Consider the following 17723-nt stretch of genomic DNA (forward strand, 5'->3'; position numbering starts at 1 on the left):
TCAAGCTCCTGAGATTCCTTTGGCGATCAAATCGATCAAGTGTGCGATACCTTTCGCTTGCAGATCATCCGGTGTCACGACCTTCCAGCCCTGGTCTTGCCATGCCGATGCAAAATCAGCCTGGCCTCCGGCTAGAAGTGCGACTGGTGGTGAACAATTCGGCCAGGCCAACTCGGCAAACGCGTCGTCTTCAATCTGCTCGTTGAAGTATTCTACTTTCGGTAGCGCCGCAGGTAACGGCAAAGCGGCAGCCGCCAACTCCTGCACATATGGCTGCAGGCTCGGAAGAATATCTTCCATGACTGGCTGCCAGTCATCCGAGACCGCCTCCACTGCTTCGAGCGGTATTTCGGGAGCCGTGGTTTCGCTTTCCGAAGCAGCCCAGAACCGGAAGTTCTCACTGAACTGGTACAAGTTCAGACAGGCCAGGAACCGCCTCCATCGCTCACTGAAATCGCTACCTGTTGTCTCGGTTTCACTGTCGCCAAGTCGCGCGAGCGTGATGACTTGGTTTTGCCGGTTGCTGACGGCATCACCGACCGTGATGTAACTCACCAGGTCCTGATTCAAGCTGGCCCTATCGTTGTAAACCCATTCTCCATTTTCCTGAGTTGCAACCTTGGGAAGTGCTGCACCGGGGCGCCATGTGCTCAGTGCCGCACGAAGTTCCTGGGCGTTGACTGTCCGTTGGCCCGCCAACATCTGCAGCGGAAAATACGATGCAAACGTCGCCAGTTGAGCCCAACCGGGAGCATGCGGTGCTGCGATGAATGCTTTGAGCTGAACCAGCCCATTGCAAATCATCTTCCTGGCATCCGGGATGATCTTGCCCTGTCCCTTTGCCGCGTTCGCGTACTGCTGAAGCATCTGGGCGACCGGTGTGTGGCACACCATCACGTGATCAGCGTATTCAGGATTGAGATCGTCCCAAGTGACGCTCCAGACGTGATACTTTCCACTCTCCAGAATGGAACGCCGCTTGTTCAGGTCGTCCGCGAGACGATTGACGGGGTGGCAGTGGTACTGAAAGCCATCGGTGAAGATCGCGACCGGCTTGATGCGATCATCATCCGATCTCAGAACGAAGTCGGGCTGTGATTGAACGGAGACACCCTGGGCGGAACCGAGCGTCGGCTGCAATTCCAATTCCCAAAGTCGTTCGACACCGGGCAGCGAGAAACGGAAGCCCTGGTTGCCACGGATAATCGTTTGTTCCCAATTGCCGTTCTGCTGTTCGACGAATGACTCCAAAAGGTCAACAAACTTCTTCTCCAGCATGCTGCCAAACAGAGAGTTCGGTTTGATGGCTGCGAGGGCCTTTTGCGGCACTCGTTTCTCACCTGCGGCAATCAACTTGTTCAGCAGCGTGATTCCTCGCTCGCGGCTGATCGTGTCGGACTTGTATTGCAGGTGATAAGTGCGAATGCAGCGATAGCATCCATCGGTGTCCTGTCGATCGGGATCCTGCCGCATTTGGCGACAGACACATGTCTCCAAAGTGTTCCGCGCCAAACGCAACACTTGCATGATGCCCTCGCCATCGCGGTTTTGGCCGTCCTTCTCCTGATAGAGCGTCTTCAGGTAACCCGTTCCTCCTGGAACGCCGTCCAGCAGCATGACGTAATACCGTTTCATTCCGGTAGCCGGGTCCGGCATGATCTGCGGAGACACATTCAGGTGTGCCGGGTTCCCTTCAAATCGCAGCCGCAGTCCCAGGTGAACACAAGCAGTCAGCGTGTCGATGTCATCATCGTCCGCGATCGGGAGCAACAGGCGGATCGCTTCCGATTTCAGTTCACGGTACAGGTAGACTGGTTCCCAGTTATACGGAAGTTCGTTTCGTCCTTCCTGTCGACGTTTGTCATTCGCCCGTCGGCGTGAACAACTACGACGATGCCGAATATCGTCCAGTGATGTTCCCGGCGTAACGACAATGCCGCAGTCTCGGCAAACGCGGAAACCGTCCTCAGGAGCTTCTTGATCGACGCCAAACGGAACGATTCCCTGTTCGCCCTGATATCCGACGTTGACTTCTCGCATGATCACCGATGAACGGTACTCAATACCGAAAGGCAATCCATCATCACCAACGGCACCAGCCGGTGTGTCCTGAGTCAGGTCAAAGCTGCGAATGGTTTGGTAATACTCGCGATTCCGCTCATCGCTGCGGTCGCCAGACAGACTGTCGTAATGCTCCATATACGACAAAGCTTGCGAGCGAGAAAACTCGATGAACTTCCGGTGCTGGCCCTGATCCAGTTGACTGTCTGAATCACCGTCATGTCCGCACTGTGGGCAGGCAGGTTGGGCTTCGGGTTTGTCCAAATCATCCTTGGGCCGCATATGACCACAGGCACCGCAAATGGCCCAGGTGAAGATCAGCGGATCCTGTGGGTTACCGATCGCAATCTGTTGAATGTCGAAAACGCGGCTATGCGTGTAGAAGTGATTGGCCGGTGCCAGTTCTTTCAAGGCCACACCTGCTGGCCGAGTGACCTCGATCGGTTTGTGCTCCTGATCGGACTTGCGATGTTTGTTGTAGATCGCACCGTAGAAGCGGACGCCACGTTCCGGAAACGCATAGTTGGGAAGCAGGCCGTTATCGGTCAGGATCTCAAGCGCCGTGGTTCTGCTCAGGCTCATCAATCGCCCCTGCAGGATCCGTAGTTCCTGCTCGATCTCCAGACGTGCTTCCTTCTCTTCCTCGTCCAGCTTGGCGAGCTGATCACGAAGTCTTTTGCGGGCGTTCTCCAGATCGCGAGTCATTCGCTCGAATTCACCGGTCGCCAGGTGCATTCGTTGCAACAACAGATCGGACGATGTTTCGGTGACAAATCGCTCGCGAGTATCGGATTGCACGTCGTTGTGAAAACGTTTCAGGAACAGGCCGCGGAGGTCGGCCTCGTTCTTCGTAATCCACCGCAGCATCCTTGGGATGTTGCCCTCAGGCTTTGCCATGTCCTCGACCAACTGCTTACCCGACTTCGGCAACTCAGTCAGTTCGCCGATTTTGGTGGCGGAATCGAACCCGTACGCAAGATATTGGCGAACCAGCACCGCGGACGCATCCAGCCAGCAACCGGGAGGATCCACTTTGCCTCGCAGCATCTCCGACGGGCGACCATAGAAGAACAAGTCGTGGGGACGTTGATTGACCACCGAAACAATCAGTGCTGTTCCCGTTGACCGGCCAGCCCGCCCAATGCGTTGCAGATAGCTGGCTGTGCTCGGGGGGATCGAGCACAGCATCGTGCTCGACAAGTCACCGATGTCGATCCCCATTTCCAACGTGCTGGTGCAGGTCAGGACATTGGGATCGTCGGTGTGTTTGGTCCTCGAAAAATCAAGCTCGAGCTTTTCACGATCCTCGGTGGCCAACAAACCGGTATGTTCGCTGGCAACGACACGCCGGAGTGCCCCTTTCCGGTAACGATCCTGATAGTATTCCTGCCGAGGTGAGTAATCTCCCTCCGCGTAACGACCTTTCTGTGAGTAATACTCCCAGCTTGGCGCGTCTTTCCAGTACTCGGCTTCAGCGGCAGGACGAATCACGGCCTTCCCGCTCTCGCTGCAAATTAGATTGACCCGGTCCGAAGTCAGGATCGCGGCGTGGGCCGAGACAGCGTAGAAGTTCTTGGTTCCATCCTGATGCATCCGTGTGAACAACCCGGCCTGTGTACCGCACGTCAGCAAAGCCGCGATCAGATCCAACAGGCTGGTTTCGTCTGCGTTCGGCTTTCCAAGCGAACGTCTTGCCCAAACCAGTTGCCAGGGCGGTCGACCGCCCTTTTTGGTGGGTGCGAGAACGAAATCGTGAGTCCGCTGAGATTGCGTCACCATCAGGTGCGGCTTGTAATGTCCGTCCCCGGGGTAGGTTTCTCGTCCTGGTAGAGTGCGTCCGAACGGGTATTTTCCCCAGAAGTTGTTCTTGGCGAAGCTGTCCAGAAACGGATGTGCAATAGCACCGCGAATGCGAGCCCGATGCAGGAAGCCGTAGATCCAGAGCTTGATCGCCTTGTCCGACAGATCCGCCAGTGCTGGATCAATTCCGGGAATTCGTTCCCGAAGGTTCTTCAAAGTCGATTCGATCCGCTGATCATCCCAGGCGATACAGGAACTACCGGCAGGCTCCATTGTGCGACCGTGAGTCTGCATCAGGCCGAATTCACTGGTCACTTCCCAGGTCAGCCGAAGATCAATCTCATCTCGCAAACGCTTGGGTGGATCGGATGCCGATGCGTTGTCTCGATAGTTGACGAAATCGGAATACTCATGCAAATCCGGCGGTAACAGCGAAGCCATCGCCTCGCGAATGCTTCCTCGCCAACCAGGACGCTGCTGTGACCACCAATCCAACAAAGCTGGTCCCGCGTCACTCAAGCGGATCCCACTGTCGCCAGCGTCATCAATAACATGCTGAAGTGCGGTGCGGAACGTGAACTGGTATGTCCGGGATGAAAAGAATCCGGCACGGTGCGAAGCGTCCTGCACGCTATCGGTAAACGCGAGCAGTTTTGGGTCATTGTTCAGTACCGAACCAAATAGCTCGTCGATTGCCACGCTGGACAACGTCGCCGATTGGCTACCGATGAAGAACACACCATCTTTTGATTGGCAGTTGGGGCATCCCTGATCACCGACGGTGACTTGCTTATTATCTTGCCGCGTCTCGTGATTGACTTTGACCTTGAAACGCTTGGGATCGTTTGTCAGCGGGCAAGGACCATCCTCCAGTCTCAGCACAAGGCTTTTGGGGCACATGTACCACTGTTTGAAACCGAACTCTTGTTGGGACAGGTTTTCAGCTGGCGTTTCCTCTCCTTCTGGTTGAGGGGCGTCACTGAGTCCTTCCCTGTCCGGCGAGATCACGATGATGTTCGGATTCCGCATTCCCTTGAATCCGAACCAGCCGCGGTAGATTTTGGACGGCTCGGCATCAAGCTGAAAGCCACTGACGCCTTTCGCGCCAATCTGAGTCTCGGTGTTCGGATCGGCCAGTCCTACCCAGCCTGATTCTCCGCATTCGCTGCAATGAAAGACCGGCAGGCTGGGGAATTCCTGGGTCGGTTCATCCAGCCAGCTGAACACCGGTTTGTCGTGCACCAGTCGCCCCAGGCGGCGCAGTTCGCGAATCCACAGCTGGACCTGAGTCGGCACCAGCGGAAATGCATGACCGCTGCGGACCTCTTTGGCCTGGGCAACCAGAGCGAAGAACGAGGCGCAGATGAAACCGCGGTCGGTCGTTTTCGGGTAGTCGTTGAAGCCCAGTTCTTCACGAGCCAGTAGTTCGACTAGGTTTTGCCAGGTGAGCGGACCTGAGCCGTCGGTTTCCGACTTTTCAAAGATGTTCAGAAGATACTTGAACAGCATACGACCCTTCAGCCAGCCGCCCAGTTGTACGGACCACTCTTCGACCGCCTCCAGAGTCGCCTTTTCCTCATCGCTCAGCTTGTGATCGTCTTTCGAGAACAGATGATGGGGGATGTCGGGTCCGGCATACTTCGGTCCGCCCCACAACACCGATTGCCGCAGGGAGTACTTCAATGCGTCTTCATCTTCCAGTGGTTGGCAACCAGTTGGATTCGGTAGTGTCACATCCTCCGGATCCAGCACGACCATCTCTTCCACGGTGACCCTGTCTTCACCAATCACCGCTTCGGTGTTGATCTCTTCTTCAAACAATGTACTGGCGAACTTGGCGAGTCGATCACTGCCGGTTTCCCTGGCATCGACGCTGCCGTCGGCCTTCTTGTTCGTGCTGTCCTTGGCTGGTTCACGATCGTCCAGCGTGGCACTGGTTCCAACGACACACAGATCGCCCTTGGCAATGTCGAGTCGTTCTTTCAGTCTACGGATCAAACACGCGACGTCGGCCCCTTGAGCTCCGTCATAGGTGTGCAGTTCGTCCAGCACCAGATACTTGAGCACTCCGGCATCATTGAATCTCCATAGCCGCTGGTCTTGTGGACGCAGCAGCAGGTAGTCGAGCATCTTATAGTTGGTCAGCAGGATGTCGGGCGGATTTTCCTGTTGAGCTTCGTGATTGCTGATGCCGTGAGCTTCGCCCATTGCTTTCGTTCCGCTCCCGGCCGAAGCACCCGGATCCGATGGATCATAGCGTCCGGTGTAATTACCAACGCGGATGCCTGCCTGCTTAAGTTCGGGTGTTCGCCAGATGACTTTCGCGAAGCGTTTCTCTTGGTCAGCGGCCAGAGCGTTCATCGGATACAGGATGATCGCCTTAATCCCCTTCTGACCTTCTTTGCGAGCACGCAGGCAGTGATCAAGAATCGGAAACAGGAAGCATTCGGTCTTACCGCTGCCGGTACCTGAAGTCGGGGTCAGGGATCGCCGACGGGTCAAGCAGCGAAATCAACCGCCCAAATGTTTCCCGTTTGCCGTTGTGCGGAGTGGCGGTGGTCAGCAGTATCGAGTCTGTGCGGCGTGACAGCAATCGAGCCAGTCGGTAGGCAAGGTGTCTTTCGGGAACGCTTGCCCCGGCGACGTTGTGGGCTTCATCGATGACAACACAGTCCCAACGGGTGTTTTCCAAGAAGTGCCGATAACTGCCCACGTTCTTCAGCGTGTCGATACTGATAATGACACGTTGGTAGACTTCAAAGGGGTTCTTATTCGCTGGGATTCGCAGCCGCAGTTTGGCGATACCGGCAGAGTCGAGTCGCACCAGTGGAAATCCGAAGCGATTCCAGAGCTCGGACTGAAACTGAGTCAGCATCGACTTCTTGGCGAGAACCAAAACGCGATTCGCCCGACCACGTCGCATCAACTCGGAAAGGACCATCCCGACCTGAATCGTCTTGCCAAGCCCGACGGCATCAGCGAGTAACAGTCGCGGTCGAAGTTGACGTAGAGCCCATTCAACCGTCTGGATCTGGAACTTCATCGGCTTAAAGACGCCCATGCCTTCCAAATCCGGCTCAACGCCTGTCGCGGGCATCTGTCGGAGCTGAGCTTCCAGAAAAAGTTTCGCCATCCGATAACCGCTGGACTGATCCTGAACCAATTGTGTATTCCGAGGATCAACCGGCTCAATGGTGTCGAGTTGTGTTAAAAAGATAGCCTCATGACCACGAACAAGATCATCCGCACCCACGCAGTGAACTGCATAGTTCTGGTGATTGTGGTCAGAGGGATCCACTCGGGTGACAAGCCATTCTGCATCTCGACATAGAACGCGCATGCCCGGTGTGGGAGCTCCCATATTAGGCATCGTCATAGTCATCCACATTTAGGCAAAGGTCGTCAAGTCTGGCGAATCGAAGACAGGCATTCAGAACTTCAGCATCGTCCTCAAAACCAATCGGTGAACTGAAATCCGGCTCATCATCATCACTATGAAAGAAATAACAAAATGCACCTGATAACCAGTTTTGAACGTTGGCTGGTAGGGTATCCCAGTCTTTAATTACCTGTTCAATCACCTCCACGATAGCAGTTGCCAACCGGAGATTAACGATTGCATTTTGGGCATGCACTTTCTGAGTAAGTACTAGATGCTGTCGGGCGGAAACCAATAATTCATCCACAGCTAAGCCAGATACCTGATCTATCAAACTCGCCAGGCGGTCATACTGTTCATGTGAAAGTCCGGAAGGAAACATGCCAAGTTGCTTATTCATTGTAAGATGCCCTGCCCTCTCCCTTATGATAGAAATCCCAAAACACTGCTTTGCAGCAAAGGATTTGAAGCAGTTAATATTTTTAAATCGTGAACAATCGAGCTAAGTTATTTTTGTACAGAACAGAACTTGTTTCTCTGACTCTAACCTACCATTTGACAATTCAATATTCAACAACATGAACCACCTAAATATAAATAATATATAGACTTAAGAATATCCACTTTGTAATTTGAAATAATATACACAGTAAGGAAATGTGCCAAACTCTTGATGGAACACTCCTACTCTACACCAGCCACATAAATCGGCACTTCGTGATCATACTGCCTAACATTAAACTGCCTGCTGATTATCGAGTTAGCCTGTTTCTCAGGTGAATCATGAAAAGAGAATGGGATCTGACTTTCACTCTCAGCGAAGCCCATCCCCTGATCCAGAGTAATCACAGCAAGTCGATCACCCGGCCACTTGATTCTCATTGTTCTGGCATGTGCCAGCTTGTTCTTACGCAATAGCCTCACAGAAGATTTCGCAACATGATTGAACACATGTTTGAGAGTGCTTTCCTGAGCACGTTCATTCTGCCAGTTATGATGGAGACACCGACCAGTAACAGGATGATTATCAACCTTCATGGTCTGAATAGAGAGCTTACTACTGCCATGACTCCCAGCTAACAGCTCCTTCAGCACTTCGTACAGTAGTCTGACAGCCAATGGAGATACGAGATAACGGTCTGAGTACTCTACAGTTAAAGGTGGGCCATCATTCATTGCCTCAGTTATCCAGGGAGCAACCTTTTGGATCTGTCCCCAAAAAGCAACACCGAGATTTTCAACCTCACCGTTGAGTTCTCCACCAGCTTTATATATTTGACATTGATTGGGTTTCTGTGATTCGATCAGACTAAGAGACAGTTTTCTCCCTTCCTGAAATTGCGAGTCATTTTTGAGGACTGTATTATGCGATTCCCGATTATGTGATTCCCGGACTGAGGGTGATTTTGGATGGCCGATGCCCCACCGGTTCCCAGCCTCCAACACGCTTGGTTCAAATACGGCCCATTCGACATAGCGACCTGCAGAACAGACTTCTGCCGCTCTGTACCCGTTCTCAACCCGACACATAGAATCTGGCATTTCTATGAGCTCAATTTCATTTGTTTCTGCGATTCGAGTTAAAGCGTGAAGTGTCGACCAAGGTAACTGATTGCAAATAGAACTTGGAACAATAATTGAAATATGAGCCCCCTGCTTAGATAATGAAAGCTTCGCCAAATGACGATACAGACTCCAATCTGACAAATCCCATGCATCATGCTGACCATTCAGATATACACAAATCTGGCTCAGACCAGGTCTTTTAGACTCTGCCATGATCCCTTCAACAATACATCCTGATTCGTATCGGGTAGCAGTGCCAAAGCACTGATAAGAGTCAGGGACTTTGATAGCATTCATCAAATCATCATCCAGCCAGCTCAGCAATGCATTTCGGTCGAGCTCATCCGCGCTACGTTGTGTATCGAAATCCAGTAAGCAAAAATGACACGCTGAATCGCAGTCACAAGAATTCAGATTCTCTCTGACTCGATTAAGAAGTCCCTCAAAGGAGTGCGGTATCGCAGCAACATACCCTGCCCCCCCTGCAGCTGCATCATACAGAAACACATCACGATAATTGACTCCGTCTTCAATCGAACTTTGGACTGCCCAACCAATTTCCCGAGACTCTACCCCCAGATGTTCAGCCAGACTGGTCCTTAAAGCGATAGCCAGCGAAGTCGCAACGCTCGTTGTCATCAGTCTGCGTTCTCTATGGGGATGCTGTAATCGAATTTGCACAACATCAGTTAGATCTTCACCACCGAGCCAAAGATTTCGTTGAATCGCAAACGCACGATCGCTCCCACTACAGATATGCGTATTTTCATTTTTCCGTCCTGTTCTTAAGCGTTCATGGTTCCCGGAGACATCAAACGGTATCGCAGCACCTTCTCCTGCGTCACCTGTTTCTGATGCTGCTCTTCCACACTCCAGACAGACTGCATAGCCATATTCTGTTGCCCCTTTACTATGGTGAAATACTCTGCCATCTGAAGAGTAGCGAATTTGTCCTGTCTCCGGGTTAGAAAGGGAAACCCAGGGGCTTTCACATGTCACACGCGGATCAGTGGGAGGAACAAATGTTCGAACTTCATCTTCTGAATTCGGTCCCCGACGAATATCGACAGCAAACCCTGAAGGCTGGATGTACTTTTTATTCACGATTTCATTGGAACCGCAATGGCATGTCTCCTGTCGTTGAGTTGAAGTCGCAAAAGAACCACATGACTGACACCACCACACCCAGCGAAGTGCCTGAATTTCTTTCACAGCAGAATCATTTGGCGGAATCTGCCAGTTTAATGTCAGCCCAGCTGACTGGTAGGAAAGTCCATCAATCACGACTCGATTGCCGGGAGCGTATTCCCTGATTGCCACATCCAATTCCCTTGAAGGATAGCTCCTGTACTGAAATTGATTATCTTCCCGCCCCTGTGAATCAGCATTAAGATGTGATTGTCTTTCTGATTCTATAGATTCAACACTGGTATTAACAAATGGTAAAACATGTAGGGGAAAACCATGTGATGGCAAAAAGCCGCCACCGACTAATTCACGCAACAGATATTCTTCTTCATGCCGTCGCAACTGACGCAGAACGGCTGCCTGCTCCGATCCAATTTGCTCGTTCTGCTCCGGCGCACCTCCCACAATCTCCAGTTGTTCCCAAAGTGATTCGCGTTGCTGTGACCAGCGTGTGGAAATCTCTTGAATCATTCTACTGGAATGATCGAGAATGCGTCGTACAGAGTCTGATTGTAGTAAGGTTCGCGCCTGCAGCCTTTCGATCCCCCTCACGATCTGCTCGCATGATTCAGCGGTTTCCTCCAGCCACGATGCAAACCTGTGACAACGAGAAGGAAGCTCTTGCTCAGGTAGAAAGAACCATTTACACTCCAGCTTTGTGGCGTTATCTGACTCGGCAGCAATAAAACTGCCCAGTAATAACGCATTAATATGCCTTTGGACAATCCTGTCACTATTCAAGGACACAGTCGGAACATGGATAGGAGTTGTAAAAGGCCACAGAGGATTTCGAAAAACAGCCTGACCATGTGGCAATTCTCGACATAATGTCAGCGTCGATGCTCTGGTGATCCCTCGACGTCCCGCCCGACCGGCCCGTTGCAACCAGTTTGCCGGTCCTGGAGGCGCGTTATTCATAGCAACAGAAGTTAAGCCGCCAATGTCGATGCCCATTTCCATGGTGGTCGAGCAGCTCAGTAAATTAGTCATTCCCTTCCTAAATCGTTTTTCCAGAAACTGCAGACGTGATTTTGAAAGTTGTCCAGAATGCTCGGCAGTCTCAAAGTAAGGAGAGAGAAATACAATTCGATCATTGAACTGAGACCAGACACCCGCGTTTCTTGCTGCCTGAGTAACCGAATCTGTTGCCAGCCAGTCAGACACCTCATCTGGTGAGACGGTATGGCCATCTTTACGCGAAAATGGAAATGGTAGGGTTGGCATTACGACTTCAGCAGCCAGACCGAATGTAGCAAGTGACCGACGATCATGGTAGGGAGAGATTCCTCCGATGCATGCATCCAGGAACCGTCTTGTTACCGGACACAGATACCCAGAGGTAGCGATCCGAATTTCGCTCTTGTTAAAGTTTAGCTGGTACCCTTCGGTGGTTTGATTGAAAATATCAGACATCGTCAGCTGCCGCCAGGCTGCGCGCAAAATAACATCAATCAAAGTTTTATCATGATCATTTTCGAGATTAAGTCCGAGTACCAGCTGAAGCAGCATCATAATCCGAGAGGCACGCCCCCTGTTACGTCGCACACTCGGCCACCTCACCTGTAATCTGGAGATAATATCCTGATCTGGTGGTACCAACTCACGTTGCCTGAAACGCACACCAATCCAGCGCAGGTAGTCACGGCGAATCTCCGAACAGTAATTAGTCCGAACCAGATAGTCCACGCACAGTTTCAGAAATACACACCATTCGGATTTTCCGCGTCTCCGTGAGAGCCATTCTTCTGGTGGATCACATGCTTCAATCGCAGGGAACCAAATACTGGCCAGCCCCAAAGTTTCTAAGGAATTCTTACGACGTGGCCTGGATAAAAATTCGCGAAATAGAAACATCTCTGCCAGTTCGTTCGGTTCATGAATCGCACTCAGATAACGCTGCCTTGTTGATTCCCGTATAAAGAATTCAACTGCAGGTTCTTTAGCCAATGCACTGGAAAGATCAGACCAGGCGATAGTTGCTTGGGGAGTATCCTGTTGAGACTTTAACTGGTTCAACTTCTGGAGTTTCTCCTGATAAAGTTGCTGCAGTTCTGGACTCGTGCTTGCTACCTTCTCAAGACTGGCAACAGTTCCTTCAAGCCTGATAAGCTCAGCAGAATCAACCGATTTAGCCAGTGACCACAATTTGTGATAAATAAAGCTCCGAACATAATTGATTTCCGACTCCCGTTGCATCCGGACTGCAAACCTTGCAGTCCCCTGTCGAGAATCTGTGAATGAAATCATTTGCCTGCCCTCGAAGGGCTTCTTTTTTGTCTGATCCTGATGGACTGGTGCATGTGACAACAAAATCGGTATTGATACACCGAGATAAAATGGGCCTCCCAGTCGAATGGTACTGAACTGCTGCCAGCGATCGCTATCCCTTCCCCCACATGCCACACAACGAAGGCTACCAGTATCGGGCTCTGGCAATGCAAATAGAAAACTGGCCGTCCGGGCATCATCGTCAGCTAGCTTCCCGGTTTGAGTGTCATAGGGCACTGGACCGGTCATCAGATCGTTTGGAGCTCTACTACATAACAGTTGTTTGGCTGTTGATCCCGCAGGTGAAACCGATACTGCATCTAGTTCTTGAGCTTCATCTTCGAGGGATGGTTCATCATTTAATTCGATTTCGAAATCATCCGACTCGGTTTCATCGTTCCATGGATTTGCGAACAACTGGTTTTCGTCTCCCTCATGAGCCCCCAGGTACACTTCTCCACAGTCATTGCATAATAAGACATCAAATACCAGCGAATTGCAGTGCTGACATACTTTGCGATGATCGAAATAAACTGCCCCAAAAGGCCAGGAGTCATCAGCGAGTTCATCACTCCGACCTTCACATTCCGGATTACAACAGGCCCAGACTCCCGGTGTCGTCCGCAGAAAATAATGACCACGAAGCGGCAAAAGCGTCGAAGAAGAATTCTTTTTTGCAGGAGATTCAGAACAGGCATCAAGTATCTGCAAAGTAAAGTCAGGATCATTCTCAATATTGAGTTCAGCCGATACCTGCGGGAGTGTTAGTGCTTTTTTACCGAGGGTATTCCGTAATCCCCGAACTTCTGCTGATGCCGCTAATCTTGACCATCGGGCTTCATAATTATCCAAGGACTTCAACTCTTCCATGGTAGGCAGGGGAAGCTTTGCTTCTGGTACTTCCAGAGTCGGAGTAATTCGACGCCCCCCTATCACATTCACTTGGGAAACATCAATACCTGCGAGGTCTGCTAGATATTTCTGTAACTGATTTTTTGCCTTTTCATTGCCAGATCCTCCAATCGTTGCCGACGTAGCTACAAACCGTACATTTTGCGGATCCGTATTAAACGCATTCATCACTCGCCGTAATAATAATGAAATTTCAGCAGCATTTGATCCCAGATAAGTATGAGCTTCATCGAGAACAATCCAGCGGAGTTTGCCCTCCGACTTGTCAATGATGGGACGATCCTGACTTCTAACCAACATATACTCCAGCATGGTCGCATTCGTCACCAGAATTGGTGGTGGTGAATCCCACAGGTTCTTTCTTGAAAGAACCTGCTCCGGTCGCGCGCTTTGATCGGCGGAATTACAGGAAGTCGGCGTCGCACCGTTGTACAGACAATACCTTACCCCGCCTTTGAGACCAGCTGTCCAGGCAGAGAGTCGTTCCTGCTGGGAATTAATAAGAGCATTCAGAGGATAGAGAAATAATGCACGAACCCCCACCAGCTGTTTCTTGCGAGTGGCTTCCCATTCTCTCACCAGGTCATCCAGGATCGGTATCAGAAAACATTCTGTTTTACCACTGGCCGTACCGGTACTTACAATCACAGAGCGTGCGGGATTCTCTTTCAATGCCTGCCATGCTGCAATCTGATGTTTATAAGGCCGTTCCGTCCTCGGGAAGCGGCGTTCGGCGTGATCTTTCGGTGGGGCATCAAGCAAATTAATCAACGTCGGATGAAGGAAATCGATATCACTGAGTATATCCGCGTTTTTTTCATATTCGAAAAGTGATTCGAATACAGGTTGACTCAGCAAACTCGCATCTTTACCAGGCAGTGCCTCAAAGTTTCTTAACAGGAACTGCCGTAAGGCATCATTTGATGGATTTTTATCACTGATCGTGGCACGAGCCGTCTGCTCTCTGAGTCTCGTCATTAGGGATAAAAAATAACTGTCACTCATACCTCTACCTTTTCTTCCATTACAAAACATCTGTGATTTTGTGTAAGTCGACGCCCCGCTAGAATCTGCATCGCGATCACATTCGCCCGATCAAACCAGACTGGATCAACACTGCGAAGCTCTTTCAGTTTCATGATGATGAGTGGGGGTAACGGAAAATCATGAACTGAATATGCTGCAGCGATGGCAGGCGCATTCAGGACTTCCCATTGATTAGAATGTCCATCACTAATTTCTATATCTGAAATAACCCCCCTGACTCGCTCTGGAATCCGCAAGTCCACTTGTGGCCAAACAGTTCGCGTATCATATAAATCATGGTCAGCAATAAGTCGACTACGTTCCTGCTGCAGTCGCTCCAGCAACGAGTCTTGTTCATTCACCATCAAGTCCTTTATATTTATATTTTGCGGAGGGATTTTGAAACCTGATATATGCAAACATGAATTGATACAGACACCCCCACCCCAGCGCAGAGCAAGATCCTGAGAAAAGCCCTCTATTTTACTTTCGATAATCTGGCTAGACATATCTGCTTCAAGTGAATCTAGCTGCTGAAGCAGTAGTTCGACATGACACCTCAGTGCAGTCACCCATGATCGAACTGGCACTGTTGCCCAGAGAAACGGTAATTCTTCAAGTCGCTGCCATAGCCAGGAAAGTCGATGCATTCGGATCGCCAGCATGGCTGTCGCATCAGAGTTCCTGATAAGACTCGAAATAGCCTCATATGTAGTAAGAGGGAGACGTTGATTTGATTTTATCAGTGAATCAATCCGTGCCCAACCAGGATGACCTGAGTCACAAGCAATTCTGTTTACGAAGGCTTCCCACTCAAATCTGCGAACATCGTGACTTAATGTGTTTAATGCCGTGTCAAACTGATCCGAAGGTTCTGCATCTTCCACTCGTATCGGATCAATTAAATTAAGATTTACCGAAACTCTGAGTGGTCTGAGACAACGAAATTCATTGATCCAGGCTACCACCAGATAAATCCCCGTCCCCAGCATTTCATGAGATAACTTCCACTTCGCCTCTCCAATTCTTTGAACGGCAGCTGTTTCTATGACCGCATCAGGTTGCCCCAGTGGTGAGACATCAATCCGAATATCTTCTCCAGAAATCCGAAGATCTTGCAATGTCTGTTCACTCACAAAAACCTCTGTGCAATCTGGTTGAGTCCCTGTTTCTGAGTAATCATTTGGCTCTTTCTCGAGCCAGCCTGGATAACGCGCAACTTTAAAAGAAAACAGGTCGATTGAGGATGGTGGACGTTCAAGCCGTATCTCAACGCTTCCATCTGGATCATCTGATTGTGCTAGGATCCCCTGAATGATTTCCTGTACCGATGAGAGTGCAAACTCTTGCGTGCCAGTATTTCTGAACTCTGTAGGTTTACCTAAGAAGCGATGTCGGGATCGTTCTATGAGGATTAAATCCTGACTCTTAGGAGTGAGGATGCGTAAAAATAGACCATCGAGCTGATCCATGGGAATCGGAAGGTTTTTTGAAATGGCCAAACCAGCAGCGTTAACGATATATATGCCATCTGTTGGACATGTCGCCTGTAAATATGACCGCACGCCGTTATGAAAATGAATCGAGATCGGAATTGTTACTGGCCGATCGCTCCCTGAGCATAACGTAACATGCAGTTGGGTGACTGACTTCTGACTCTCGACTTGCGTTTCTACACCTGAAATCTCACCTGGAAACACAGCAGCCATGCCAAGATTTTTTAATTCAATTGTCCCTTTGTTATTACGCCTTGGACGGATTCGATAACTGAAGCCATCAGGTAGAAGCGTTAAACGGGTCTGAAAAATCGTTTCATGATTCCGCACTGCCCGCAAAGAGACATCTCCGACGCAATTCGAGGAAAGATTCTGCCAGGTATTACCTGTCCCTTTCCATTCGATCATGTGTTGGGGAACATCCGAGACAGTTCCCGAGCTATTGACCGGATACTCTATAATCTCAGGTATTCCATACCAAAAGCTTGATCCGTTCGGCCCCAACGTTCCACCACGCCCCCTCAATTTAAAAATAGATGTCGCCTCTTCTTCTGCCCTTGAACAAATCCGAACATCATTCCCATCCTGACACAGACACAACTCTCCACTCAATCTCATAACGATCCGATTATCATCCGAATTCGAGTCAATCAGAACTTCCATTTCAGGCGAACCGACCCATGTGACTCCTGGAGGAATCGCTACAAGCACAGTCGAATATCGCGTCTTTACTGAGCCAACTCCGATCAGTTCAGCTGGATCCGCATCAGAAAACACCCATGGCGATTCAGGAAGTGCTTCACCACCAGGTACGACAATAGATGAAACTTGACGGTTGCCAGCAGTCACCACCAGTCGAATCGTCCCGTCAGCATCACTTCCGGTCAGTGGAGTAGATGAGATACTGGTAATGACATAAGAATCATCAATAGAACGTTTAGCGATAGTCCCCACTCTCACTTGCTGTGTATCACTCTGTAAATACAGGGTCATTCTAGGCTGAAGTTCTTTAGCTGAAGACAATTCAAGCCATCGCCAGAGGTCCTCTTCATTGATCACTGATTCATAGTTCAAGTCACGAGAAATCAGTATTGATTGATCTTGCATAGTCAGGAAAGTGGTTACAGAGAATCCTTCAGATGGCAATGCACGGGCTACTTCCTGATCCAGCAGCCCTAAAATCAGGTCCATCGCATCTGAATCGTCAATTCGTAACGGGATTGAATCACGCCAACCGGATAGATTTTGATCAAGATATTCCTGTCGCCCCTGCCCATTCTCTTCGACTGCCTTCGAACTCCGTCTCAGGTTTGCTACACAATCAACAATACGACAGGTTAATGTCTGAACACCGCTATTGTTCAGAGTCTTGGGCAGCAAAAATGCGTACTCCTCAAACACACCGTTGATAGGCTCCTGCGGATAGCGCTCGTGATGTTGTAACATCTTTTTCAGAAATCGTCTCAAAGGAGCGACATGGTTTCGTAATGTCTTCAGCGGCAACCCCCCTTGACATGCCAGGGTTACGAGATATTGCGTAGCAATCTCGGTTTCGACAAGAGGCACTTTCCACCAATTGAGCCCTGCCGCAGTTGTATGACGCACACTATTGTTTCGAAATGATTTTTTTGTTGAACCTTTGAGACCAAGGCCATCATCTAGAATAATATCCCAGCTCCATGGCCCCTGATCGTGATTCCGACGAAACCACTCTGCCCCAAACAGACAGAAGGCAGCCTGTTGCTCCTTTTTTCTTAACTCTGGATTAACCTGCAATGCGTCTTTTAACGCTGCCTGCAGCATTAAAAGCTCCTCTTGAGTCACTTTATAAGCGTACAATGGATGCTTATCTACAGGATCGAGGCCAGACCGCTCTATTATATGGTCTAGAATATTCTGAATTTGGCTCGCCAAGATGCTTTCCTCTGTTGCAAAGAAGATTTCACTTAATAACGCTGACTGATCAGAAAACCTGGAAGAAGCTTCGCAAGTATTAAATTTCTGTTGCATGCTGAATATCAAAAGCA

Annotated in this window: 5 protein-coding genes; all 5 read right to left on the bottom strand. The window is 50.1% G+C overall.

Annotation, left to right across the window (positions count from 1 at the left end; translation table 11 throughout):
- The gene (locus tag GmarT_RS15250) at nucleotides 1–6363 is read right to left on the bottom strand and encodes a DEAD/DEAH box helicase (protein WP_002643642.1); all 6363 of its coding nucleotides are present in this window, start codon (nucleotides 6361–6363) and stop codon (nucleotides 1–3) included.
- Nucleotides 6314–7231 carry a DEAD/DEAH box helicase gene (locus tag GmarT_RS15255; protein ID WP_198139377.1) on the bottom strand — a complete coding sequence of 306 codons (918 nt, stop codon included), beginning with the start codon at nucleotides 7229–7231 and terminating at the stop codon, nucleotides 6314–6316. The genes GmarT_RS15250 and GmarT_RS15255 overlap by 50 nt, the downstream gene beginning before the upstream one ends.
- Nucleotides 7224–7640: a hypothetical protein gene (locus GmarT_RS15260; RefSeq protein ID WP_002643640.1), complete on the bottom strand. Its 417-nt coding sequence runs from the start codon at nucleotides 7638–7640 to the stop codon at nucleotides 7224–7226. The genes GmarT_RS15255 and GmarT_RS15260 overlap by 8 nt, the downstream gene beginning before the upstream one ends.
- 284 nt (nucleotides 7641–7924) lie before the next feature.
- Entirely contained in the window at nucleotides 7925–14209 is a 6285-nt protein-coding gene (locus tag GmarT_RS15265; protein ID WP_081459355.1) for a DEAD/DEAH box helicase, read from the bottom strand.
- The gene (locus GmarT_RS15270; protein WP_002643638.1) at nucleotides 14176–17706 is read right to left on the bottom strand and encodes an STY4851/ECs_5259 family protein; all 3531 of its coding nucleotides are present in this window, start codon (nucleotides 17704–17706) and stop codon (nucleotides 14176–14178) included. The genes GmarT_RS15265 and GmarT_RS15270 overlap by 34 nt, the downstream gene beginning before the upstream one ends.
- Nucleotides 17707–17723: the final 17 nt, after the last annotated feature.

The organism is Gimesia maris (assembly GCF_008298035.1).
In the GTDB taxonomy this organism is placed as follows: Bacteria; Planctomycetota; Planctomycetia; order Planctomycetales; family Planctomycetaceae; genus Gimesia; species Gimesia maris.